Source organism: Paenibacillus sp. AK121 (assembly GCF_019042715.1).
Lineage (GTDB): Bacteria > Bacillota > Bacilli > Paenibacillales > Paenibacillaceae > Paenibacillus > Paenibacillus polymyxa_C.
In genome coordinates, this window is sequence record NZ_JAHPJM010000014.1 from 70,013 (window position 1) to 94,771 (window position 24,759).

Here is a 24,759-nt window from a genome sequence, read left to right on the forward strand (position 1 = left end):
AGGTTTAGAGCTCCTTTTGGGATTTAATTCATATTCATTGATTGGGTTAGCGATAAGGAAGCTATGCCTATAATATACGCGCAAAAAATATGGTCTTACACATGGGTTTGTCCGAATAAACTAAATGAGACAAATACATAACGTCCAATAAATAATCAAGGAGGAAAACACCATTAATACATTTATCGGGTATGTTTTTCTGGGTCTGTCACTTTCAGCTCCCATTGGACCCATCAATGCCGCACAGTTAGATCGAGGTATTAAAAATGGATTTTGGCACGCCTGGTTTATTGGGCTAGGTGCAATCACAGCAGACATTATCTATATGATGCTTGTCTATTTGGGAATGATCCACCTTCTTAATTCCCCATTTGTCAAAGCTTTTTTATGGCTATTTGGTTTTTTCGTGCTTGTGTATACAGGTCTTGAAAGCATCAAAAATGCTGGTGTGATTTCAGAATCTGAATTAAGGGGAAATGGCAATACCCTGACTAACTCCTTTGTTGCGGGCTTCCTGATGTCGTTGTTTAATCCTCTCTCCATCCTTTTCTGGCTTGGTATTTACGGTTCCATACTGGCCAATGTTGCTAATACATATCCAGTACAACAGCTATTGATTTACAGCGGAGCGATTGTACTGGGCGTGTTGGCGTGGGATGTGACGATGGCAGCTGCTTCAAGTGTTTTCCGTAGATTTCTCAAACCCGGATTGCTTAAAACCATCTCTTGGATGTCAGGTCTATCTCTTGTAGGCTTTGGCTTTTATTTTGGTGTACAGGCATTTCAATTACTTTTTTTACGCTAACGCTTGTCTTCTTCATAAAGTTAACGAGATTCCTTGCCGTGCTTTCGACGCACCCATTGAACAATGAGGTCACATATTGCAATTAACAAGACCAGCAGTAAACTGATGTAAACCCCAGGGCGGCTAAGCTTATGAAAAAAGGCCCCGACTACAGCCATAGCTATCAGCAATAATCCAATCCAGCGTTTGATATTGCTTGATGTGCTTGATTCCAGTAACTTACCTGAAGACAGCAAAATAAAGCACCAGTTATATAACAGCATTAAGCCCGCAGCTGTTGTGATATATTCATACACTTTTCCCGGTAGCAGCAACGATAATACGATTGCTGAGATTAATCCAACAGAGATCAAACTGAGTGCATAAAGAGGATATTTGCCCTTCCACTTTCGTGAGAACAGTGTGGGCGCATCTCCTTCCTGGGCAAGGGTAATCATCATCGAAGTCTCTGCATATAGCGATGCTGTCATCGTGGAGAACCCTGCTATAATCAGGACTCCGTTAAACAAATGAGGCACAAAGGCCAGATGATCGCTACTGAGCGCAAGTACAAAAGGGCTTTCCTTCGGATTAAAGGCACTTAATGGTACCATAGACACAGCCAGCCCAATCGAAAGCACATACACTGCAACCAGCGTCATCAACATGACCTTTCCTGCTTTGGGTGCTTCCTCCGGGTTTTGAAGTCGGTTAGACATAATTCCGAGCACTTCAATACCTCCGTATGCATAAAAGGCAAAAATAAAAGATGACCATAACCCTATGCCACCGGTTGGAAAAAAGTCTTTGGAGCTGAGAGGGAACTTCGGATTATATTTACCTCCTCCGATCCAGCCTGCCAGAAGCGCTACCGCTAGGACCAAAAACATCACAAGAGCCGCTATCTTGATGATCGCGAGTACATTTTCTACACGATCAAAACCCTTATTGCCAAAAAAAACAATCACAAGCCCTAAGAGCCCGAAGCCTGCCGCAAAAATCCACATCGGTACCTGAGGAAACCAAAAGCGTGAAAATATAGACAGCGCGGTTAGTTGACTCCCATTAATAAGCAATTCCGAGAACCAATACACCCAGCCACTGCCGAAGCCTGCCCAATTGCCAAATGCTTTTTGAGCATAGGAACGGAAAGAGCCCTGTTCTGGATGATCTGCTGTCATGCGCGAAAGGGCGTCAAACACCACATACGTTCCAACTGCTGCCAAGAAGTAAGCAATCAGCACGGCTGGACCACCAATGGAAATTGCTAAACTAGACCCGAGGAAATACCCTGTACCGATGGTGCCTGCAACTCCTAACAAGCTCAGCTGCCACCATTTTAGTTTTTGCTCTTTTTGTTTGCCCGCTGAAGACTTGCCCATACGAAAATCACCCTATTCTGAATTTGAGACCTATTTTTTGTTTTTTTATGATTGCCTTCTTCTCCATATTTCATGTGAAAGTCAATTCAATTTGTAATAAAGAAGCACCAGCAAACTCGATTAAAGGTTTGCTGATGCTTCTTTTTAATTAAACGTTTTACATTTTGGACAAAGAAAGTGCCTTGTCTGCATTTTGAATATCCATTTGAATTTGCTGATCCGGATCATAGGCGTTGTAGTAACCATTATTCTTCATATAATTAAAAATTTGCTCATGAAGGTTAACAGCTTTGCTCAATTGGTCACAAAGGACATTTCGAACTTCTGAGCTGGTCGACTCTGTTAAGGCCGCGGCGTAGTTTTTGATCCCACTTTTAGCTGCGATTAACAGATCGGAAGCAATCACCTGATCGGTCATGGGGGTTGTACCGGTCATATTCCCAATAAAAGAATTCACGTTATTCCTCCTTAGATTATACAAGCAGATTTCTAAGCTGTTGAATATCTTGTGTACCGCTGCTGATGTCCTGCTGTAAAATATTTTTTAAATTTGAATCTGAGACTAAAGGGAGCATGGTTTGAGTTTTTGTAATACAAGTTGTTTTAAACGTAAGCAGCTCATGCAATTCCAACTTTTCGTGAACTCCAAGTTTTTGCAAGATCAAAACCTCCTTTCTGAACTTCTTTTGGTATTTCCTACGATTGCTGCCCTTATGCACGATCCAAGAATCTTAGTTTTCACAATGTCCTTTTCAGCTGTTTCTCATGATGAAAAAAGGTTCCTTCAAACCATTAGTCATGGTTTTGAAGGAACCTTTTTGTTCCAAAGTGGCAGCCAGGGCGGACACAATTTTCAGGTATGTACGCTTCCTGAAAAACCGTCCACATCGTCCTCCGGTTGTTGGTCAGAGCTGACGTTGTGTTCCTGTGTTGTGTTAGTAAACGTTTGGGAAGAGCCGTTTTTATACGCCTCGCTCCAGTCTTCATTGATGATGTGCGCTGGAATAATCCAATCCTCCGGGCTATAACCTGGATTTTGCATACCAATATTACTTTGTTTACCTGGACGATAAGTGAGAACTCCTGTCTCAATTATACTTCCTTCATAAGCTTGGCAAATCTCTAATGCAGACAGCACATCCTGGTTCTCAACGTGAACACTGAGGCCTGTATCACCGTTCGTGCTGGCAGAGTATCCAATTTCCTTTAATGTTTCACAGGCTTGGGCGGCTTGCTGCGGATCACGAAATTGAAAACGGAAAGAACCCGTATCCATGTGCTTCATCTCCTCTGAATTTATCTTATTTTGTTATTTGGGTTCATTAGGTATGTTATTTGTTAATATAACCAATCGGAACGCTATTTTTACATTCGGAACCTTTATTTTTCAAAAATTTACCTTAAAGCTTTGAAATTAAATAATTAAAAAAGCAGCTACTGTGACAAATCGCATGTTTTCCCTACGTAAATCCCTTTATGCTAGTAGTAAGGGTATGGTTGCCCGGTCATCCGAACCGAGCGGTCAAAGGATGCCCAAATCCATACATAAAGGCGGAATGAAGATGATAGATTACCGAACATTGGTGACACAGCAATCCATGCATTTGTATAGCGTGTTTGCCAAGTCATTCAAAAGTGTAAACGAACATGCGGTTGCTGGCATCAAAACGGTGGGCTTCAACCCAACGGCCTTCGCCGTGATGGAAGTTTTATATCACAAGGGAGCACAGCCAATTCAACAAATTGGTGCCAAGCTGCTTCTACAAAGTGGAAATGTCACTTATGTGATCGACAAGCTGGAGAGCCGCGGTTATTTGCACCGTCACCCGTGCGACCAAGATCGTCGTATTATATATGCAGAGTTGACGGACGAAGGACAACGTGTCATGGACGAAATTTATCCTGATTATACACGTCAGATTGAACGTGCCTTTAGCGGAATCAGCGAAACCGAAAGAGATCAACTCATCGGCTTGCTCAAAAAATTGGGCCGTAGCGCTGATAATCTGTCACCTTATCACAAATAGAACGAATAGTAATTTTAGCAACTGATCGTTTGTGAATAAACGAACAATCTTATAGCTGTGCTAAACGAAAATTTAGATTTACACAGAAAAGTCCACCCTTATATTCAAGGGTGGACTTTTTTAATGATTAAAATGTTTGATTATTACATTACTAAAAATAGCCTTACCGCCATCTGAAAAAAGAGTAATTCCCCGATCCTCTAAGCGTGGGAATATTAAGGAGGAATAAGCTACTTCTCCATCATCTACAAAGACTTCGATGCTGGTTTTATCGACGAGAATCTTCAAGTGGACATTTTTCTTGTCGGTATCAAAAGGCGCCTTACTCTCTACATATTTTCCACTCTGATCCGGCTGCCCGGTGTTCGCTCTGTTTACATAAGAGTATTGACCCTCCACCGAAACACCCACATCTACATGACGCTTACCATCCGCAGACTCTCGAAGCCTCAATCCTGTATTTTTGATCGTTGACCAAGATACATCCGCCTCTAACTGATAGGCATCACCTGCTATCGGAAGCGTATGAGTCCCATCTACTTGGATCTTCCCCAATGATTCCGTTGCGGTAGGGAATTGCTCCAAAGCTGGTACAGGCTGTGAAACCAAGCGATAGCCGACATTAGATGTACGCTTCAACCGAATTTGGCGAACAACTGAATCCATTCCATTAAAGCCTTCTTTCAGGGTAGGCGTGTTATTGGCATAATCCCAATTGTTCATCCAGGCCAGCGCATAACGGTGACTGTATTGGTCTTTGGCTTTGCCATCCTCGAACGTAACCGCACCATACCAGTCAAAGCCATAATCTAGCCAATCAGGATCATTGCGATCAGGGAGAAATGCTTCTCCATTAAAATCTCCCGTCCAATAGGCATACGTGTTGGGTCCGCCGGTTGGTTTACTATTGGCGCTCGCGCCCAGAATCCATTGATAGGTCCCATCATCCGCGCGCATCTGGTAAAGGTCAGGGCATTCCACAAGCCCGATATTTTCCGTTTGAAAGCCACTCGTAAACTGCCAATCCTTTAAATTTTTAGACTTATAAAAGCCAATCTTCGTTCCCTCTGCCATGACCATCACCCATTGATTACGCCCAGTATCCCGGACGATCTTGGGATCTCTGAAATCCTTCGTACCAGGGTTGGACATCACAGGCTTGTTGCGGTAAGAAGTAAACGTCTTGCCTTTATCCTTACTGTACCACAGAAATTGTTCCTGCTTTCCTCCATCTGCGGAGGGCTGTGTGACAATGGCTACAAGTGCGCCTTTTCCAAAACCAGCGGTGCCATGATCGTCGATCACGACCGAACCGGACCAAGGATCTCCATTCGGGTTTGTATATTTGGGAATCGCCACCCCTTCATCTTTCCAATGAACCAGATCGGTCGATGTTGCATGGCGCCATTCTGTACCGTTCTTATGAGGGTAATCACGATTATATAAATAATAATAATGATATTTTCCATCCATATAAATCGGCCGCTGCGGATCATTTTTCCACTTATCCGGAACGGTAAAATGGTAGGCTGACCGGTAGGTCGGTGTTGAATGCTTACTTTGATTCGCTTGATTTTTTGGAGTTGCAGCAGGTTTATGGGGTTTGACAGCATCCTGTTGGTACATATTCCATCCCATAGCTATGAATATCGTTAAGCCTGTGATGACTACTACGGATCGTATCCAAATGTTCTTGGGAGCTTTTTTTCTCATTATGACGATCCTCCTTACTTCATTGCATCGTTATGTATCGTCCGACGGACGACAGATCGGGTTGCTACCGACTGCCGCCTTCGGACATACTGCTTAAATACCTACTTATTTCTTTCCATACTCATTTTGGTGTTCTTTTTTGTCATTCGCTGGATCAATCGTGATTTGCCCTTGTTCCAGAATACCGTTTTTCACAACAGAGGTTTTCGAACCTTTAATATTCAGCAGGAAGCTTGGCGCAAAAGTAGATTTGTGATCCGGGAAAAGCCCACGATTGGTCATATAACTCGAAACGACTACGTTATTGCCTTTGCCTTGCGGGATAGCAAAATGGGCATACGTCCAGGTAATATCATCACGATCCAGATCCTGATGAAGAACGAGACCGGTTCCATTCAACGGTTTATAAGGCCCTGTCAAGGAAGTAGAAACATAACCCAGCATGTAAATATCATCGTCACCGATCGCATCTACAGTCACCTTAGAACCTCTTGTACTCGTAAATAAATACCACAAACCGTTCATTTTGAACACATTCGCCCGTTCAATTTCATCTGTTACCAGATTGGATGCAATCAAAGGAGGCATTACATTTTTCAACGTATAATCATCATTCAATTCAACGATGCCCAGTGCGCCGTTCGCCAGCTCAGCTCCCTTTTTCTTAGGACTTTGCAGCAGGTTTTGTTGCTCTTCCTCGAAGAAATTCTTATTGCCGCCATAATAAGCTGGGTTTTGAATTGAATCTTCGCCCTGATAGCCTGTCTCTGTTCCTGTGTTGGCTTCAAATATAATATATTTGTGGCCTTGATCCTCGACATAGTGAGGGTCTCGAAGAGTATGATTATCCATATCTATTCCGACGCTTTGCTGTACATTTTGATAGGTTTTCCCATCTCCACCGTCATAGATCGATTTCAAATCCTCGACTCCATCTACTTTCAGTGTCTTATCATCAGGCTGAGAGACATTAATTTGAGCCGTGCTCAAGGTTTGCTTGCCGTATAATTTGTTATTTGGGTCATAAGGCTGTCTGCTGGTATAGAATAAACGTACATGTCCATCAGAGGTTAAGGTAGCTGAGCCGGACCATTCTTCTGACTGATTTTTGAGAATCGGATCGTTGGAGAGCAGTTTATCATTGTCTTTAAATACTCTACCAGCATTTTTCCAGCCGCTCAGTGAAGTATCACCCGCTTTTTGATAGAACAGATATATAAATGTATCCTCACCTCTTTTAGGATCGCCTGCCAATCCAAAAACGATATTATATCCCTTGTAATTAGCCACTGTGCCATCGGCATTTTGTAACGGCCAGCTGTCCCAGACATCCAGATCAATCTGCTTGCCTGAGCTATCGTGACCAATAGCAGAAGGAATATTTTTAATTGTAGAGGCATCGAAGGACGGAACCTCATATTTCTCTTTACCTTGCTGTTTGAAAATATTCAGCATGTCACTACGCGTAATTTGGGTAAATGCACTGTCTGCTTTGGAATCTGCCTCGTCATTTCCCTTTGCAAAAGCCTGAACGCCGCCTCCTAACAGTAAGGTAGTTGCTACTGTTGCAGTGGCTGCTTTACTAAACCATTTGTTAAACTTCAAGTACTCCATCTCCCTTAATCTGATTATGATTTCTAGATTTGAAACCCAACTTTTTGGTTGGTAGGGCCATTTTATATGGTATGTCAAACGATTGATATAGACTGAAAATCCCTATTATGTGAGGGAAGAAAACAGATTCCTCTATAAATTTCATCCTCATATTTTCCTAGTAATTTTCTGAAAATCCCTGTTTTTTCATTCTTATTACATTCAGAAAAATTTGTTACTTGATTTTTTTTCGTATCCCATTTTGCTTGGTTGGTTGCTTCATTCACATGCAAAATCGTTCTTAAATAAATCATACAAAGCCCGATTTGGAAGCGGGTTCAAAAAAATGGTTCCTTAGTACTGTACGGCTCAATACAGAAACAAATTTTTAGTTACAATTTTTTAAGACTTTTTTACCATTTCGTTACCTATTCGATATGAATATATCGCAATCTCTAGGGGGTTTTATTTTCTTTTTTATATACTGGGGAATTTATCGGTCCTATACGAGGTGGCTATTTTGCTAAATCAGTAGGAGAAGAGACCTTAGCATAAAGAAACAGCCCGGCCCCTTATTGGTGTACCGGACTGTCTCTTATAATGAAAGAAGTATATTATTTTTTATGCGTGTTCTCTTTGTGGTGCCTTTATACGCTGATCTGCCTCTTCTTCCGTACCCGGTGGGCGGTTCCGCAAGCCGAGGACAACAAACCAGCTAATCACTGCAATAACGACCATGATCACGAACAGGGAATGCAGACTGTTTTCCAGTACAGACCGGAGTAATCCGGCAACCTTGTCACTTAGACTCTGTGAAGCATGCGGGGCCAGCAGACCATTGATATCCTCCTGCGTAACCCCTTGCTGAGTGAGCTGTCCGTCCGCTGTCTGGGCAGCAATGCGATAATTCAGCCATGAACCGAAGGCTGCAACCCCAATTGTTTGTCCCAACGTGCGCAGGAACGTATTCAAGGCTGTAGATGCGCCACGCAGCTGGAATCCGACCGAGGACTGAGCAATAATCGTGAACACGGTCATCGAGAAGCCGAATCCCAGTCCATACAATAATGTAGACAAGAACAGCAGCCAGATCGGAGCCGTTAGGTCCATCAAGGTCATGACGAAAGCTCCCAATACAATCAGGGTCAGCCCGATCAAAGAGGTTCGACGCGAGCCCAGCGTCAGCAAAATGCGTCCACCGATCATGGAGCCAAACAGCCAGCCTACGGACATTGGTGCCAGTGCAAGACCAGATGAAGCGGCATCTCCACCGTGTACGCCCTGAATCCATAGTGGAAGATAGCTAGTCAGCCCGATTAGCAGGGTACTGACGAGTAGTGCAGCGGCACAGGAAAAAGCGATATCCCGTATCCGAAACAGCTTCAGAGGTACCATCGGTTCCTGAGCGCGCTTTTCGATAACCAAAAACAAAACCAGGAACAAAATCGCCACCGCAGCCAAGGCCAGTAATTCAGGAGAAGCCCAGTCGATATACTGTCCCCCAAGGGCCAATACGAGCAAGAGTGCCGTCATCCCGATGGTAAAGGTAACTGCTCCCGCCACGTCGATACGTGCGGTACGCTTGCTTACCTGTTCCCGCAGGTAACGGGCGATGAAGAACATAGCCAGTAATCCAAAGGGAACGTTAAAGCCAAAAATCCATTCCCAGCCAAAATAGGTGACCACGTAACCGCCCAAGAGAGGCCCGACAAGGGAAGAAATCCCCCATACCGAGCTGATCATGCCTTGGACTTTACCACGTTCCTCCATTTTGTATATATCACCGATAATGGTAAAGGTAACAGGAATGACACCGCCTGCTCCAATCCCTTGAATAGCCCGGTATAAAATAAGCTGCTCCATACTACCAGCCAGCATACAAAGCAAAGAGCCAACCACAAATAACGAGCACCCAATTAGAAAAATGGGTTTTCGGCCAAACAAATCGCTAAGTTTGCCGAAAATAGGCGTGGTTACAGCCATCGTCAGCAAATATGCCGTAAAAATCCAGCTGAGCAAACTCACACTGCCCAGTTCACTAACAATTGTCGGTCCTGCTGGACCGATAACCGTTCCTTCAATCGCGGCCAGAAAAGTGGCCAATAGAACACCTGTCAGCACGAGCCCGCGCTTCATAGGTTTATCGTTTCCCAAGCAAATCACAAATCCTTTCCTTGTAAAAACTGTGTTGTATCTGTACGGTTTTTCCTTCCCAGCTTGGATGATTACCCGCACTGCATAATCGTAAACAGGCGGCCTATATAGGCCGCCTGTTGTGTACGATGTATATATATTATTGTCTACATATCCTTAATTTTTGTCAACTGTAATCGTATGATAACTCCCGCTATCTTCCGTTCTATAGAGATACCCCTCTTCCATACGAAGAACATGGCTGGCAAAGCGTTCAGCTATCTGTATATCATGGGTAATGATTAGAAAAGCCGCGCCTTCAGCAGCCTGCTCTGTACACATACGGAGCAGGCTATTCGCCCCTTCGTAATCCGTTCCCGCAGTTGGCTCATCCAAAATGTAAAGCTTTTTGGGTAGGATAAACTGTGCCGCAACGCTCAAAAGCCTTTTTTCGCCTCCACTTAGCAGGTACGGTGAGGCCTCCAGCCTGTGATCCAGCCTGGCGGCTGCCAGTAAGCGATGCGCTCGTTCCTCATAGGCGGCGGGAATCGGATCTCCGATCCGTAAACCAAACTTGGCGCGCACGCTGTACAAGCACTCTTCCCACACCGTTGCAGCTGCAAACTGATGCTCTGGTTGCTGGAACACATAACCGATCCCGGCAGCCAGTTGATGAATGGGCAGCTTCGCCATATCCTGCCCCTCCCACCACATGCATCCCTTCGGTGCGGGGAGTAGACCCATAAGCAGCTTGCCCAGCGTGGTTTTGCCAGAGCCGTTCTCGCCCAGCATTACGGCTCGTTCGCCAGGCGCAAGGGCAAGACTCACACCCTTGAGCGCCGGGCGCTGGCTGCCGGGGTAGGTGAAGGGCAATCCCTTCACCTCCAGCAACGGCTGCCCAGCGCAGTTAGCCGCCGAGCCGGAATTCACCCCCGGCTCACGCGGCATGTCTTCCCTCCCTGCGGAAGAGGGGAGCAGCCCCCAGGCTGCCAGCTGCGCCCCATGCTCGCGCAGCAGCTCTTCGGGCGGACCTTGCAGCAGCATAGTCCCGCCCTTCAGCACGATGACGCGCTGTGCTGCACGCGCGCCATCATCTATACGGCCGGACGCAGTGATCACCGTCCGGCCTGCGGCATGAAGCCGCCGACATAGCAGGACGAAGTCCCGTACAGCCGGCGGGTCCAACTGCGCAGCTGCGTCGTCGAACACGACCAGCGGCGCTTCCAGCGCCAGCACCGCAGCAATGGCGGTGCGTTGGCGCTGGCCTCCCGAGAGGCGCCGCACGAAGGAGCCGCGCTCGGATGCCAGGCCGACGGCCTCCAGTGCAGCAGCAAGGCGCTGCTCTATTTCTGCCGGAGGCACGCGCAGGTTCTCCGGTCCAAAAGCAATTTCGTCTTCGACGATTCCCTGCACTAGCTGGGCATCCGGGTCCTGAAGCACGACGCCGACAGTGGTGGCGACCGTAGCCAATTCAGCGGTGTCGGGGTCCATCCCGTACACGGTCAGCTCTCCCGTCCGTTCACCCTCGCCAGAACGGGACAACCCGCCATGAAGCAGCTGGCACAGCGTAGACTTTCCACTTCCGCTAGCTCCAACAATGGCTACATGCTCGCCCACCGCAATGTCCAGCGTCAGACCATGTAACGCTGGCTCCACCTGGTCATCATACCGATAGCCAAAATTCCTTAAGGAAACAGCCACTCTATTCTCAAAAGCATGATCACTACGTTCATTCATAACCGAAATACCCTCGATCCCTATTGTTCAAGCTATAGCCATGCATAGCCTTGGTTATGCACGTGAAGCGCGTCCCAGTTCAAAGCGTTTTAACAGCCCCGTTCCATTTAAGGCATCGCCCAGTACTTTCGTCAGCAGACCACACAGGACAATGCCGCTCAGGATACGAACGACCAGTGCAATCGTCAGCACCTTCCATCCCCAATGCATATAGCCAAACATATTGGCTGCCACAATAAACCACAGCGGAACCATGGCTCCGCCCGCCAGCATCAGTGAAACTGTGTTCCAGCGGCGATATCGCAAAAGAGCAAATACCAGTTCCGCCACAACCATATAGCAGACAGCCGCCGCGATGATAGACGCAATTCCATAGGCAGAGCCCATAAAAGACTGCACTACTGCGCCAAAGGCATAAGCAATTACCGCCGTACCTGGCTTACGAATAATATAATAGGCCAGCAAACCATATATCATGTACAGCCCGACGATAGTGGAAGTTGCAATAGGCCCTCCCAGACTGTTTAACGTTTTGTTAATCATCGACAAATACACAGTCATGACGCCGTTCAACGTAGCCAGCATGGCCATTAACACGATATCCAGCGTTGTAAACTTGGCAAAAATACGAGATTCTTTCATATATATTTCTTGACTCCTCTCTACAATCTAGTATACAAGGTCATAGACTCTGGCCCTTGTACAAACTGTTACTGTATAAATGTATTCATCCGCTGTCTCATTGTCAACCTAATTTTATTTAAAAAGTTGACAATAAGAACAAAAAAAAGGGGCTGCTTCTTTATCATACCCACCATAAAACAGCCGTAGCGAATACAGCAATCACAGCATATACGTAGCCTAAACGCCCATTCTTCAGTGTTCGAAGATACGTCCGTTCTGCATATGCGCCAAAACCTTTGCCCTCCATAGCCAGTGCTGTCTGCTGAACCCGTCTCACAGCATTCACCAACACAGCAGCCGCATACCCGCTCCACCATGATAACCGATTGCTCCATCCTCGTGGTGGCTCCTGTCCACGGACACGTCGTGCAGCCATAATTGTTCGCCCTTCTTCTTCCAATAAGGGTAGAAACGTCAACGCCACTGAAATACCGAACGCAAACCGATAAGGCACACGCAAGCGCAGATTCAAAGCCTGCACAAAATCTCGGGGATCGGTCGTCGAGAGATAGATATAGGATGCCAAAAACAATACAAAAATCCGCAGCGTTAATGCCCCCGCGATATCCAGTCCCTCAGCTGTAATCACAATGGGTCCCCATGAAGCCACTGCATGCCCTTCTCGAATCGCTAGGATAGACAGTATAAAATATGGAATCCCTAAACCAATCAGGAACGACATAGCGCGAAGTTGTCGTGCAAGGGTCAACCGTGCACCCAAGCCAGCCACAGCGATCAGTACCGCCAAGAGTGCCGCTTCCCGTAGCGTCGAATCCCATGACATCGACAGGAGACTAAAGCATCCCACCCATATAAGCTTACTTAACGGTCCAAGCCTGTGCAGCGGCGACGAACCGCCGTTATACTGAAACAGCATTTCGTTGTACCTCCAGTCTGAGCCATTCTTCATGCAGTAATGAGTACATCAGCATATCCTTAAAACCTGTAGATGTATGCTGTACCTGCCGTAACAGCCCTTCCTGGGTCCAGCCCATCGAGGACAGCAGGGCTTGCGAGCCTGTATTGCGCGGGTCCACCAGTGCTTCAATCCGATTTAATCGGATCGTGCCATATCCGAATGAAAGCACCAAGCGAAGCGCCTCCGTCATATAGCCCTGTCGCCAATAAGGCTTGGCCAACTCATAGCCAATCTCGGCTTTATAAGCTCCCTCTGTCTGCCAATAATTAAAGCCGCAGCTTCCAATCAGCTTCCCGTTGTCCTTCAGCTCGATCCCCCAGCGCAGTGCATCCTCCGTCTTCGCCAGCTCATTCAACAGCCCAATCATATCCTCAGCATCCTCACGTCCTGACATACCGGAAAGATTCATATAACGGTGAACCTCCGGGTCAGACCAGCAAGCGAACATCGTAGCCGCATCCCGACTTTCCATCCTTCGCAGCCGAAGACGCGGGCTTTCCAGCAGTGGTATATGCCCCTTACATGCATATGCACACATGTTCCATCATCCTTCCAGCATCAAAATACAACAAATATACGCTACATTTAAGCATACACCTCCAACAAACACAACCTTATTAAAGTGGACAGACCCTATAAAATCAAATTAGCCCTCCGCTTCCTGGAATCAGGAATGAAGAGGGCTACCTTTTATTTTTATATGATTTTTTTGTGTCCCTATTCTTTTATGAAGAGGCACGGGCAGCGACTTGCGCTGGATTTTTCACAACATCTTCGTACAATACGCCTAGAATTGACTGAATCTCCTGCAATTCTTCGATCCCTGCGCCGGTAAGACTGAACATATCATCATGCGGTGTCAGAAAGTTTTCCTGTGTCAGGTTTTCCAGTTCCTGCTTGACCTCTCGTTCACCTACACGGTACCCGCGTTCTTCGAGCAACGGTTGTACATCACTCACCGTCAAATCGTTCTGCTGTGCGTAAGAAAGCATCTGTATACGGATAAACAAGTTCTGAACATCTGCATGCATAATTGTAACTCCTCTCTGGCCTAAGCCAACATGTTACATTGTTTTTACCCATAGGGGAGAAGCTGGAAACAGATGAGGGCAACCCTCGCTGAATTACTTTCTATATTATATGTCCCGCTAAAACGTAAAGCTTTGCCGTCAGCGCTGCTTGTACAGATAGGGAATTGTGCTGCTGTTAGAGTAAGGTGATTATTCCAAGACGGTAGTGCTATTTTCTACTTGACTGAATATGTACAATCGTTATATCTTAAATTAATTAACCAATGGTAAAAGCGATTTGCACAATTACCTATTTTTGGTGATATATACAACAGTTAATATGAAAATTAATGTTAGGAGCGTGGACTCTACATGTTTCAAACTATCCCTTACGAAGGAACACGTCAGGAACAATTCGAATCCGTTCTCGGACAACTCCGGGCACTTGTTCACGATGAATCCAATAGGATTGCCAATTTAGCGAACGCTTCAGCGTTACTGGGTCACTTTCTTCCAGATGTGAACTGGAGTGGCTTCTATCTTTATGATGGGACTGAGCTTGTACTAGGACCTTTCCAGGGTTTACCCGCATGTATACGGATTCCACTGGGACGTGGTGTTTGCGGTACCGCAGCAGCTGAACGGCGAACACTTGTCATAGACGATGTACATGCATTTCCAGGACATATCGCCTGTGACGCTGCTTCCAATAGCGAAATCGTTATCCCTCTAATCAAAAACGATGAGCTGATTGGAGTGCTGGATATTGACAGCCCGCTAAAAAACCGATTTGATCAAGAAGATCGTGTATTCCTAGAGGAATTTACGGCTATTCTGGTATCCAGCCTGTAACCAAAAATTGTGCATATATATAGTCTTCCTTCGCCACAATATATGAGGGTCCTAAAACCTAAACTATCCGGCGAAGGAGATTGATGATCAATGTTCAACAACATGGCTCCACAACAACAACTTCATCAATGTGAACAAATTATGCAGCAATTGGTACAACAAACACAGCAAGGAACTGCTATGTATCAGCAATTGCTGCAACAAGAGCAACAAAACGCATCTAGCCTTGAAAGCCTAGTGCAACGCGAACGTAGCGCAGCTCAAATGATTCAAACCGCAATTCAGCATCACCAGCAAGCTATGCAGCAATACCAGCAAGTCATTCAACTGTGTAGCCAATTGGAAAACTCCATCCGCTCAAGCAGCCAAATGACTCAACCTGGATTTGGCGATAACTATGCTTCTCGCAGTATGCAACCATCCACCTTTAGTGCAGGAAGCCACATGAATCACAACTTTCCGCAACATATGGGGACGACCGGACAACATTTTGCAGGCAGTAGTAACATGCAACAGTTCGGAAACAGCAGTCAACAAGGCATGAGAACAGCACCAAGCGGCATGTAAGCTGCTTTACACAAAAAAGGGTGAACAGCAGGCCGTCGTGTTCACCCTTTTTTCATATTACTTATAGCCCTTTCATCAGCTATTGCTAGGTTAATTCCCGCTTGGCCAGCTCCTTCATTCCGTCTCGCAAATACTCAGCCAGCCCAGGGTGATAGCCTTCATACATTTTACTGAAATCCTCATGTTCTACATACAAGTCTCCCAGCCCGCTATAAATTTCTGCTGTAGGGGTATAAAATCGGCTTACCCATTGAAGATGACGGCGGATCAGCGCCTGTACTTCTACACTGTTATGCTTCAATCCCTTATTCATGGCTTCAGCCAACTCCCGATGAATCTGATCTGCCTCTGCCTGCGAATCCAAATAATCCTCTTTGCTCCAGTTCGTCGTCGCAGTCTTACTCTCCTGAACCTTCTCTTCGACCTGTGAACCATAACGTTCCGTCAGATCACGTTCATACATTTCTTGTTTTTCCGGGTTAAACCCTTGGTACATTTGCTCTGGTTCCATCGTTTGTTCTCCTTTCAAATGAGCCACCGTTTCGTCGATGGTCTGAAGGAGAGTATGCAAGCGGAAGACCTTGGCCTCAATATTGGCTCGATGCACCTGCAAAACCTCAGCCTTTTGTTCCTTGGTTTGCTCCAGCACATTGCCAATTTCGGATAAAGGCAAATCCAGTTCCCTGTACACCATGATTTGCTGAAGCCTCAACAGTTGTTCCTGTTCGTAATAGCGATATCCATTATTTCCGATATGATGTGGTTTCAGCAATCCAATTTCATCATAATAATGCAAAGTTCGAACGCTGATTCCCGACAGATTAGATACTTCCTTAACCGTATAAGCCATTCCGCTTCACCTCCCTTGCTTTCACAATCTACAGCCTCACGTGGCGTGAGAGTCAATACCCCCACTTCCCCACCTTGGTACTACACTTTTACCCTGTAAGCACATTGTGAACCGCCTAATTGCCAACGATTTTTCATACTTGCGGCCTACAGCAGGTATCTTTAGATATCTATACAAAAAAAGCCCTACAGCGTATTTCAAATAGGCTGGGGGCTTCATATATTCAATTCGATCTGGCTACTAAGAGAAGCTTTTTCCCATGACCACATGATCGTAGTAAGCTATCTTTTGAATAATTTTCTCCAAATTGTGTTGCGTTTGTGCCATATGTTCTTCCACTTTCTTTTTGTGAGCAACCAGGAAATCTCTTCGCTCTTGGATCGTGGCTTCTCCTTTTACATTTAGCTCAAGGTATGCCTTAATTTCTTCAATGGTCATTCCTGTGTCTTTCATAGCCATAAGGAACCTGATCCAATCCATTTGTTTCTCGGTATATACCCTTCTCCCACCTTCATCCCGACCGACATCAGGTAGAATGCCCTCTTTTTCATAATAACGAAGGGTAGATGCGGGCAATCCGCTCCTGATTTCAACTTCTTTAATGGAGTACATGGTTGATCCCCTCCTCGTTCTTGTATTTTCGCTTCAAGTCAGCTGTAACGATAAGTATAAGTTTTCATAGAAAAGAGTGCAAAATCTCTCCCTGTCCTTCCCCTCGCAATTTCCCAATATAACTCCTTACATTCTCCTCCGGATGGCTCACTTCCCATTGATCCAACAGCCGATTGACCTCCTCATCCTGAGAATTCAACTGGTAATAAAATATGGCCGCTCGTAATTGGTGGTGCTCTTCGACAGGTTCATCATCAGGCCAGTGGTACTCTTGCTTGCCGTTCTCATCGGTAGTCCCTATCGCTCCGTCCAGTAACGGAGAGCGGCCTTCTAGGCCTTCACCACGGGCAATGGCTTTGAGAAAATCGGCATGTCTCATGGCAACATCAGGCGAACAACGGTGCAAATTCTCGAAAATATCAAAGGCATCAATCGGATCGTATTCCAGATTCTCAAGGAAATGCCTTTGCAGCAACGCGGCAACTTTCTTATTGCCCGTCAGTCCGGACAGAAAATAGAATGTAGGCATTTGTGCCTCATAACGAAAATCGTCGACATGGCTGATAATATCGTCCACAATCTGGTCGGTCTGAAGGCCTTCACGGGCTAACCGAGTTAGTATCCGCACCGCCTTATACTGCGTCCAATCGTACACCCCGAACGCCACCTCATACAGCATGGGAATCGCCTTTTCCCTGTAATTATAGATAATCTCAAAAATAGCATCCTGTTGAATATGCAGCCAGTCACCCAAACCTTCGTACTTGCCCGCCAAACTCTCTGGCTTCTGCAACTCAGTCCCGAAAAAATAACGCGGGAATAGAGGCAATGCCTCTTCTCCCAGCATAGCAGCCGAATTTTTCGCCTCGGCGGTGAACTGCTCTGGCTGATCTACTAATCCGCCAACCTTTATAATGGCTGCAGGAATAGCAGTGTCCAAATTGATTGCCACCACAGTTTTTTTATTTTTCTTCCAAAACTGAAATATTCTCATATGTAATTTCCACAGCCCCTTAACGTATATTACTAAAAATTTCTTTGCCAACTAGAATATTGATTCTGAATATATATCGGCAATCCCCTATAATTCCTCAACACGTTTTCCACCATTAAACAAACATATTATGGGAATTACTTGTATACTTTTCAACAGTTTACTTAATATATGCGATTGCTTCTCTAAGCCTATTCTTTTTTATCATAATTATTTAGTATTATAAGGATATAAAAAAGGAGGTTATCATTTGAAAAGTACAGGTATGACACGTCCCCTAGATGCGTTAGGCCGTATCGTCATTCCCAAAGAAATGCGAATTTCTATGGATTTTAATGTGGGTGATCCTGTTGAGATTTTCGCAGATGAGGAAACTGGTATTCTCGCCTTTCGAAAATATACCGGGGTGACGTGTAAAATGTGTGGTTCAGCAGAACAATTGACTTATTTTAGAGACAGTTTTATTTGTAAAGAATGTATTGAAAGTTTAAAGAAGGGGTTAAATTTCAGTCCTGTCCTGAGACCAGCCAAATCAGCTTTAGCCAACGGACAACGGTCGAATAAAGAGCCCAAACGTCTACGGCGATCAACACAGCAGATGATTGAAAGTCTCAAAGAATTAATGCAAAAGCAGCCCAATGCAGCACAGCACGAATATGCCAAAATGCTTGAGGTTTCCCAAGCCCGTATATCCCAGCTCAAAAAATTGCTATAACTACAGCTTGCTATCCTACATAGGTATACACCAGAGATTTCATCATGTACAGCTAATTTTGAACCGTGATACGCAGCATCATAGCTAACCGACAAAACGCATATGCGAAAATTCAATACTAGGTATAAAGAACCACTGGATGAATTGCAAGCGATTATGCCTTATTTAAGAAGACAATGCCAATTAATGGTAACGCCTAAATTAAACGAAATGACCTCCTCTATATAAAGAAGGTCATTTCGTTTATTTATTCATTTTAATGTTATTTCCAATCATCCAAATGCTTTACCCGTAAAGGTATGCTTTTTGGGGACAGTGAGTTTTAAAAAAATATCTTAAAGGAACATTGCCCATTCCAACGAGTACGTTTGCACATATGATGTCACAAAATTCAATCTAAAGGAGAGATACACACCTTGTCAAAACATTCTTCTAATCGTTCGATGGGACCGGTTGGTTTTTTTCCAACCACTACTGAAGTGAGTAATTTTGTTAATTTATGGGGGATATTTACTGTGAATGGTCAACAGATTGTTGCTTACGTAAAAAGCGTAGATCCCGTAAATAAATCAATGTTAGTGCTATATCCTAACGGTACACAGTCTTATATTGACGTTACTCAAATCAGTCAGGCACAAGGTCCCTATCCAAGTATGCCTTCTGTTGCAGGACAAAGCGGTGGCCAAGGCGGCGGTCAAGGTGGTGGATCGCATTGGCAGCCTCATGGGCAAGGCGGCAGCCAGGGCGGTGGGTCTCAATGGTGGCCTCCTCATGGGCAAGGCGGCAGCCAGGGCGGTGGGTCGCAGTGGTGGCCTCCCCATGGGCAAGGTGGCGGTCAGGGAAGCGGGTCACAATGGCCCTCCAGAGGATCTCATAGTGCTAATCGGAAAAATCGGAAAAACTAATACCCATCCCTTAGTGTAGCAAATTGATGCTTGCCATGAGCGAGTGTTGATTGGAACACATTCAATATTGCAGCGAGCAAAAAGGCAACGCCTACAGATGCACGCGTTGCCTTCTTTCCTGAGAACACATTTTCATTAAGCCTTGCTGGCCATGTCTGCAATCTGGTAAAGCCACTCTTTACGTGTATCTTCATCGGATTGGGGTACCGACTCGAAAAATAGATGATACATAACGTCAAGTCCGCAATATTCAAATATACCTTTATCGGACGTCAAGCGAAGTGCTTGATCCATGCCATTGCTGGCATATTCCGCATGTGATTTCCCTTGTGTGTTGAGGATGATGACCTTCTTCCCCTTGAGCAGTCCTATCTGCACCCCGTTTACATATTTGTAAGCAAATCCGTAAGAGAATACGCGGTCAATATACCCTTTCATTATGGCTGGCATCCCCGTCCACCAAATCGGATAAATAAAGGTAATCACCTCTGCCCATTGCAAAAACTGCTGTTCCCGCACAATATCTTCTCCGATTCCTCCAATAATCTCGCTACTGCTGACTACAGGTTGAAAGCCGATATCATACAGATCACGAACCACCACATCATGTCCTTTTTGCTTTAGCCCCTCCACTGCAGAGGTCAAAATTGCATGATTAAAGCTTCCCTCAGATGGATGCGCGTAAATAATAAGATGTTTCATCTTTTTCTCCTCCATTTACAAATAAAATGAGTGATTGATCAATTACATAACTTCATACTTCTTCATCTAACTGAATCTTTATCAATCTATAGTTCCAATAAAGATACGTTTAGTAAACTTGAAGCAGTCTCTTGCTCATGAATGTTACCTCGTTGCTTGTTAATCAATTAGTAATTGATCAATCACTAACTAACTGGTCTGAGTATAGTTTATTCCTTTTTATTTTGCAAGTGCTTTTGGTTCAACTTTATATAAAAGATTGTAAAAAGATCTGATCCAAGGCAGTGTTATTATCGCTGTTCAAAGTAAATAAAGTCCCCCAGTTGATGCCCATTAGGGTGTGATGTAGAGCAATCACTTAATATGACTTTATAATGTCATGTTATAAGGTGTATGCTACCGAGTGAGGTGAAGCTTATGCCATTAAGCAGACATTTTGAAATCGTTTATATGTTACTCCATAAGAAAAAAGTGACTGCTGATGAATTGGCAGAGCATTTTGAGGTTTCCACACGAACAATTTATCGGGACATAGATGCCTTAAGCGCAGCTGGGATTCCCATCTACAGCAGTAGAGGCAAAGGTGGCGGAATATCATTGATGGAGGGTTATGTCTTTAACACCTCTTTACTGTCCGAGCAGGAACAAGATGATATCTTAATGGCCCTTCAGAGTGTGGCTACAGCTACCATCCCACAGGTAGAAGAAGTGCTAAACAAGTTGAGTAGGCTTTTTAAAAAAGAAATGGGAAACTGGATCGAAGTAGATTTTTCGCCATGGGGAAGCCAAAACAGCCAGAGACAGCTATTCACTCTTATACGCAACGCAATAATCACAAACCGTGTTATAAAGTTTCGCTATTATAACGTCGCCGGGGAACAGAGTTATCGTAGCATCGAACCTACCAAGCTCTTGTTTAAAGATAAATCCTGGTATGTGGAAGGTTACTGTTTAAATACCGAAAGTTATCGTGTATTTAAGATTAGCCGAATGAAAGAGATTGTAGTTACCGAAATTAGTTATGAGCCAAGAACAGTCGTGGCATCTACAGATACAAAGATGAACGACTTGCTTCATACCATTGAAGTAACTCTTCACATTTCTGCTCAAGGAGCTTACCGCGTATACGATGAATTTGCCGAGAAAACAATTACTCAGAGGGAAGACGGCTCTTATACCGTCACGGCACAATTTCCTGTAGGCAATTGGCTGGACAGTTATCTGCTGTCCTTTGGTCCCCTCCTTATAGAGGTTAGCCCCGAACAAGTACGTACAAGAATATTGTCTCATTTAGAAACGATGAAAAGAAATTTAAATGATCCTCTATAATATGACATCATGTAGTCATATTATTACTGCTATGATGAGTTTGAAGTTATCGCTCACAACATACTCACCATAGGAGGTTGAAGAATCAATGAATTCACATAGATCCATGCCACCAGCAGTAGAAACTTACTTTACATCAGCGAACAAATCCCGACTTGAAGCATTTACATCCGCTTTCGATAAAGATGCGTTGATCTTGGATAACCATCGCGAAATCAAAGGTATGAAAGCCATAAAATCATGGTGTGAAGCAGAAATATTGGAGCCGAATGTCACCTTCGAGATCGTGGATATGGATGACATTAATAATACCATCGTCGTAATTGCGAAAGTAGACGGAGACTCTGATAAATCGAATCTTCCCGACCCACTCCTACTTAAACATCAATTTCTAGTAAACAACAATAAAATTAAAGAACTGATTATTACACTTCCATAAAGAAATTAAAAAATAAGAAAGGGAAAACGTATATGCCCGCTTATGTTGTTTTTATACGTGAACAGAGTACCGATCAAACTGAACTCCAACTCTATTCTCAGTTGGCACCGGCAGGTTTGGCGGGACATTCCGTCACCCCCCTAGCAATGTATGGCGCATACCAGGTCCTCGAAGGACCCGATATTGAAGGGCTGGCCATCTTGGAATTCCCCACTTTTGAGGAAGCACAAGCTTGGTACTTTAGTCCAGCCTATCAAAAAGCCCTAAAGCATCGACTGCGCGGAGGGCGGTACCGGGGTATCATTGTCGATAGTGTGTAAGGTTCGCAAAACAAGTGAACTCGGAGTGAAGATACCCAGAGGTAGTTCTCAACCACATTGTCAAAATTAGGAGGAATTATTCACATGAGTTTTCAATTAGAAAGCATTTTAAGTGAGTTTAAAGGCAAAAAGGCCTTGGTCACAGGCGGTACCCAAGGAATGGGAGAGGCTATTGCTAAGAGACTTACGGCTGCAGGTGCTACTGTAATTACTACGGCTCGAACTACTCCAGTAAATTTAGAAAATCCGGATCTATTTATTCCAGCCGATATTAGTATGCCTGAAGGTGTAGATAAAGTGGTAACCAGCGTTCTTGAGCGCCTAGGCGGTGTAGATATTCTTGTCAACAATGTTGGAGGCTCGTCCGCCCCATCCGGGGGAGCTCTTGTCTTGACGGACGAGCATTGGCAGCAAACTTTTAACGCCAATCTGTTTGCTGCCGTTCGTTTAGACCGTGGACTGCTGCCGGCTATGGTGAAAAAGGGTTCAGGTGTTATTATTCATATTTCATCTATTCAACGTCGCTTGCCTCTATATGATGCAACATTGGCTTATGCTGCGGCCAAAGCAGCTTTAACTACTTACAGCAAAGGATTATCCAAGCAGTTTTCGCCTCAAGGCATTCGTATTAATACAGTTGCGCCAGGCTTTATCGAAACGAAGGCAGCACAAAGTTTGATTGATCGGATTGCTGAGACGACAGGCGACCGAGAAAGTGCATTAAAGCAACTAATGGACTCGTTGGGAGGAATTCCAATTGGTCTTCCAGGACTACCAGAAGAAATTGCTGAGCTTGTTGCTTTTCTGGTATCCGACCGGGCCGCTTCTATTACAGGAAGTGAATATAATATTGACGGTGGAACAGTTCCAACGGTCTAAAACTCAAGCTAAATACGCTTTATCCAAATATTCTTCAGTCTAACACTTTATTTTCATCTGACATTCGCGCAAATAATGAGAAAAAAAAGCCCATCTAATGAGCAGACATACGTAAAATGTATTATCTATGTCCATCAGATAGGCTTCTATATAGCTATTTACCGTTTAATAACGATCAGCTTGGTTTCCAGCATTTCTTCCATAGCGTACTTTACACCTTCGCGTCCGGTGCCACTTTGCTTCACACCGCCATACGGCATATGGTCAACACGGAAGCTTGGTATGTCATTGATCATCACGCCTCCCACCTCAAGCTTGTCCGCTGCATCCAGCGCGGTCGTGATATTACGTGTGTAAATTCCCGCCTGTAAGCCATAAATTGAATTATTCACATGATTCACAGCCTCATCTACAGAGCTAACAGAATGAATCAGCACAAGTGGGGCAAACACTTCGCGGCAGGATACCTTGGAAGTCGGGTCCACATCGAGCAATACGGTTGGCTCCAGAATCCCTCCTTCAGCATGGCCACCCAGAGCGATCCTCGCACCTGCTTGGACCGCTTCCTCCAGCCACTCACGAACACGCTCGACATCCTTGGCTGAGATGAGCGCCGATACGTCCGTGTCCGGGTCTAGCGGATCTCCAATTTTTAAACGTTGAGTCGCCTCTACAAATCGGGATACAAATGTATCATACAGCCCATCGACAACGTAAATACGTTGAACCGAGATACATACCTGCCCCTGATTGGCAAAGGCTCCACTTACACAACGGTTGATGACCGCGTCCACATCCGTATCACGGTCAATAATAACAGCCGCGTTGGAACCCAGCTCGAGCGTGACCCGTTTCAAGCCAGCCTTGGAGCGAATTTCTGTACCGACCGCCGGGCTACCGGTAAAAGTGATATAGCTAACGCGCGGATCAGTGACAAGTACGTCGCCAATGGTTTTACCATCGCCACTGATCACGTTAAGAGCGCCCGCAGGCAACCCGGCCTGCTCCAGCAGTTCCGCGATCAAGTAAGCCGACAGCGGTGTCTGCTCCGCAGGCTTCAATACGACCGTATTGCCTGCTGCCAGCGCAGGGCCCACTTTATGAGCGACCAGGTTCATCGGGAAGTTAAATGGTGTAATAGCTCCTACTACCCCGACAGGTTCTTTAAGCGTGTAGGCCATTCGGCCCTCACCGCCCGGTGCTGCATCCAGCGGAATGGTTTCCCCGTGAATGCGCTTGGCTTCTTCGGCTGCGAACTTGTAGGTTTGCACGGTCCGATCAACTTCCGCGAGCGCAGCCTTCCATGGCTTGGACGCTTCGCGTGCAATAATACGTGCTGCATCCTCACGCCGCTCTTCCAGCAGGTCAGCCAGCTTCTCCAAGATAGCTGACCGCTGGTGCGCTGGCATGGCCCGCATCTCTGCACGTGCATCAGATGCGGCCTGAATAGCGGTCTTGGCATCCTCAGCAGTGGCCTCTGCCACCTCAGCAATGACTTCCCCAGAATACGGTGATTTCAGTGTCGTATATGATGAAGCTACTTGCCATTCACCACCAATAAATAAATGCTGCTGCATGCTTTTTTCCTCCTTTTCTCTATATCAATGTTCCTT

At 45.2% G+C, this 24,759-nt stretch carries 27 protein-coding genes; 10 read left to right on the forward strand and 17 right to left on the reverse strand.

What is annotated here, in order from left to right:
- The first annotated feature begins 172 nt into the window (after window positions 1-172).
- Entirely contained in the window at window positions 173-805 is a 633-nt protein-coding gene (locus KSP24_RS21180; RefSeq protein ID WP_025676060.1) for a LysE family transporter, read from the forward strand.
- Window positions 806-825: 20 nt separating this feature from the next.
- On the opposite strand, the gene KSP24_RS21185 is transcribed toward KSP24_RS21180, so the two are convergent.
- From KSP24_RS21185 to KSP24_RS21200, 4 genes are all read right to left on the reverse strand, one after another.
- On the reverse strand, window positions 826-2,166 hold the full coding sequence (locus KSP24_RS21185; RefSeq protein WP_058831246.1) for an amino acid permease: 1,341 nt from the start codon (window positions 2,164-2,166) through the stop codon (window positions 826-828).
- A gap of 157 nt (window positions 2,167-2,323) precedes the next feature.
- Complete coding sequence (locus KSP24_RS21190) at window positions 2,324-2,623, reverse strand: spore coat protein (protein ID WP_058710681.1); 300 nt, start codon at window positions 2,621-2,623, stop codon at window positions 2,324-2,326.
- A 16-nt stretch (window positions 2,624-2,639) separates the two neighbouring features.
- Window positions 2,640-2,825 carry a hypothetical protein gene (locus KSP24_RS21195; RefSeq protein WP_058710680.1) on the reverse strand — a complete coding sequence of 62 codons (186 nt, stop codon included), beginning with the start codon at window positions 2,823-2,825 and terminating at the stop codon, window positions 2,640-2,642.
- A gap of 194 nt (window positions 2,826-3,019) precedes the next feature.
- Complete coding sequence (locus tag KSP24_RS21200) at window positions 3,020-3,442, reverse strand: hypothetical protein (protein ID WP_013369374.1); 423 nt, start codon at window positions 3,440-3,442, stop codon at window positions 3,020-3,022.
- Between the two features lie 286 nt (window positions 3,443-3,728).
- Here KSP24_RS21200 and KSP24_RS21205 point away from each other — a divergent pair, with 286 nt between their 5' ends.
- A complete protein-coding gene (locus tag KSP24_RS21205; RefSeq protein ID WP_013369372.1) occupies window positions 3,729-4,193 on the forward strand; it encodes a MarR family winged helix-turn-helix transcriptional regulator in 465 nt (154 codons plus the stop codon).
- Between the two features lie 120 nt (window positions 4,194-4,313).
- On the opposite strand, the gene KSP24_RS21210 is transcribed toward KSP24_RS21205, so the two are convergent.
- The 8 genes from KSP24_RS21210 to KSP24_RS21245 all read right to left on the reverse strand — a co-directional run bounded on the left by KSP24_RS21210 (window position 4,314) and on the right by KSP24_RS21245 (window position 14,003).
- Window positions 4,314-5,906 (reverse strand): glycoside hydrolase family 32 protein, encoded by a 1,593-nt coding sequence (locus tag KSP24_RS21210; protein WP_216976561.1) that lies wholly within the window; start codon window positions 5,904-5,906, stop codon window positions 4,314-4,316.
- 105 nt (window positions 5,907-6,011) lie between these two features.
- Window positions 6,012-7,511 carry a glycoside hydrolase family 68 protein gene (locus KSP24_RS21215; protein WP_040102152.1) on the reverse strand — a complete coding sequence of 500 codons (1,500 nt, stop codon included), beginning with the start codon at window positions 7,509-7,511 and terminating at the stop codon, window positions 6,012-6,014.
- Window positions 7,512-8,120: 609 nt separating this feature from the next.
- Entirely contained in the window at window positions 8,121-9,635 is a 1,515-nt protein-coding gene (locus tag KSP24_RS21220) for an MDR family MFS transporter (RefSeq protein ID WP_040102153.1), read from the reverse strand.
- Between the two features lie 174 nt (window positions 9,636-9,809).
- On the reverse strand, window positions 9,810-11,369 hold the full coding sequence (locus KSP24_RS21225) for an ABC transporter ATP-binding protein (RefSeq protein ID WP_216976563.1): 1,560 nt from the start codon (window positions 11,367-11,369) through the stop codon (window positions 9,810-9,812).
- Window positions 11,370-11,423: 54 nt separating this feature from the next.
- On the reverse strand, window positions 11,424-12,011 hold the full coding sequence (locus KSP24_RS21230; RefSeq protein ID WP_025678048.1) for an ECF transporter S component: 588 nt from the start codon (window positions 12,009-12,011) through the stop codon (window positions 11,424-11,426).
- Between the two features lie 163 nt (window positions 12,012-12,174).
- Window positions 12,175-12,930, reverse strand: a complete 756-nt coding sequence (locus KSP24_RS21235; protein WP_040102155.1) for an energy-coupling factor transporter transmembrane component T family protein — start codon at window positions 12,928-12,930, stop codon at window positions 12,175-12,177.
- Entirely contained in the window at window positions 12,914-13,510 is a 597-nt protein-coding gene (locus KSP24_RS21240) for a GNAT family N-acetyltransferase (protein WP_040102156.1), read from the reverse strand. Before KSP24_RS21240 ends, KSP24_RS21235 begins: the two co-directional genes overlap by 17 nt.
- A 187-nt stretch (window positions 13,511-13,697) precedes the next feature.
- The gene (locus tag KSP24_RS21245; RefSeq protein WP_040102157.1) at window positions 13,698-14,003 is read right to left on the reverse strand and encodes a hypothetical protein; all 306 of its coding nucleotides are present in this window, start codon (window positions 14,001-14,003) and stop codon (window positions 13,698-13,700) included.
- A 351-nt stretch (window positions 14,004-14,354) separates the two neighbouring features.
- Here KSP24_RS21245 and KSP24_RS21250 point away from each other — a divergent pair, with 351 nt between their 5' ends.
- Window positions 14,355-14,834, forward strand: coding sequence for a GAF domain-containing protein (locus KSP24_RS21250; protein WP_040102158.1), 480 nt, complete (start codon window positions 14,355-14,357; stop codon window positions 14,832-14,834).
- 90 nt (window positions 14,835-14,924) lie between these two features.
- Complete coding sequence (locus KSP24_RS21255; RefSeq protein WP_216976565.1) at window positions 14,925-15,401, forward strand: hypothetical protein; 477 nt, start codon at window positions 14,925-14,927, stop codon at window positions 15,399-15,401.
- Between the two features lie 85 nt (window positions 15,402-15,486).
- Here the strand turns inward: KSP24_RS21255 and KSP24_RS21260 are convergent, their stop codons facing one another.
- The 3 genes from KSP24_RS21260 to KSP24_RS21270 all read right to left on the reverse strand — a co-directional run bounded on the left by KSP24_RS21260 (window position 15,487) and on the right by KSP24_RS21270 (window position 17,857).
- Window positions 15,487-16,251 carry a MerR family transcriptional regulator gene (locus KSP24_RS21260; RefSeq protein ID WP_013369359.1) on the reverse strand — a complete coding sequence of 255 codons (765 nt, stop codon included), beginning with the start codon at window positions 16,249-16,251 and terminating at the stop codon, window positions 15,487-15,489.
- A gap of 240 nt (window positions 16,252-16,491) precedes the next feature.
- Window positions 16,492-16,863 carry a MerR family transcriptional regulator gene (locus tag KSP24_RS21265; RefSeq protein WP_013369358.1) on the reverse strand — a complete coding sequence of 124 codons (372 nt, stop codon included), beginning with the start codon at window positions 16,861-16,863 and terminating at the stop codon, window positions 16,492-16,494.
- A 64-nt stretch (window positions 16,864-16,927) separates the two neighbouring features.
- Window positions 16,928-17,857, reverse strand: a complete 930-nt coding sequence (locus tag KSP24_RS21270) for a transcriptional regulator (protein WP_254207927.1) — start codon at window positions 17,855-17,857, stop codon at window positions 16,928-16,930.
- 250 nt (window positions 17,858-18,107) lie between these two features.
- Here KSP24_RS21270 and KSP24_RS21275 point away from each other — a divergent pair, with 250 nt between their 5' ends.
- Both KSP24_RS21275 and KSP24_RS21280 read left to right on the forward strand, forming a co-directional pair.
- Entirely contained in the window at window positions 18,108-18,572 is a 465-nt protein-coding gene (locus tag KSP24_RS21275) for an AbrB/MazE/SpoVT family DNA-binding domain-containing protein (protein ID WP_013369356.1), read from the forward strand.
- Window positions 18,573-18,988: 416 nt separating this feature from the next.
- Complete coding sequence (locus KSP24_RS21280; RefSeq protein ID WP_216976567.1) at window positions 18,989-19,477, forward strand: hypothetical protein; 489 nt, start codon at window positions 18,989-18,991, stop codon at window positions 19,475-19,477.
- 135 nt (window positions 19,478-19,612) lie between these two features.
- Here KSP24_RS21280 and KSP24_RS21285 read toward each other — a convergent pair whose 3' ends face one another.
- The gene (locus tag KSP24_RS21285; protein ID WP_216976568.1) at window positions 19,613-20,179 is read right to left on the reverse strand and encodes an NAD(P)H-dependent oxidoreductase; all 567 of its coding nucleotides are present in this window, start codon (window positions 20,177-20,179) and stop codon (window positions 19,613-19,615) included.
- A gap of 417 nt (window positions 20,180-20,596) precedes the next feature.
- Between KSP24_RS21285 and KSP24_RS21290 the strand changes: the two genes are divergently transcribed.
- The 4 genes from KSP24_RS21290 (at window position 20,597) to KSP24_RS21305 (ending at window position 23,146) form a co-directional block, all read left to right on the forward strand.
- A complete protein-coding gene (locus KSP24_RS21290) occupies window positions 20,597-21,508 on the forward strand; it encodes a helix-turn-helix transcriptional regulator (protein ID WP_216976570.1) in 912 nt (303 codons plus the stop codon).
- An 88-nt stretch (window positions 21,509-21,596) separates the two neighbouring features.
- Window positions 21,597-21,947, forward strand: a complete 351-nt coding sequence (locus KSP24_RS21295; RefSeq protein ID WP_216976572.1) for a nuclear transport factor 2 family protein — start codon at window positions 21,597-21,599, stop codon at window positions 21,945-21,947.
- Between the two features lie 32 nt (window positions 21,948-21,979).
- Window positions 21,980-22,267, forward strand: coding sequence for a DUF1330 domain-containing protein (locus tag KSP24_RS21300; RefSeq protein WP_025678031.1), 288 nt, complete (start codon window positions 21,980-21,982; stop codon window positions 22,265-22,267).
- 84 nt (window positions 22,268-22,351) lie between these two features.
- Complete coding sequence (locus tag KSP24_RS21305; protein WP_216976574.1) at window positions 22,352-23,146, forward strand: SDR family oxidoreductase; 795 nt, start codon at window positions 22,352-22,354, stop codon at window positions 23,144-23,146.
- A 158-nt stretch (window positions 23,147-23,304) separates the two neighbouring features.
- Here the strand turns inward: KSP24_RS21305 and KSP24_RS21310 are convergent, their stop codons facing one another.
- The gene (locus tag KSP24_RS21310; protein ID WP_216976576.1) at window positions 23,305-24,723 is read right to left on the reverse strand and encodes an aldehyde dehydrogenase family protein; all 1,419 of its coding nucleotides are present in this window, start codon (window positions 24,721-24,723) and stop codon (window positions 23,305-23,307) included.
- Window positions 24,724-24,759: the final 36 nt, after the last annotated feature.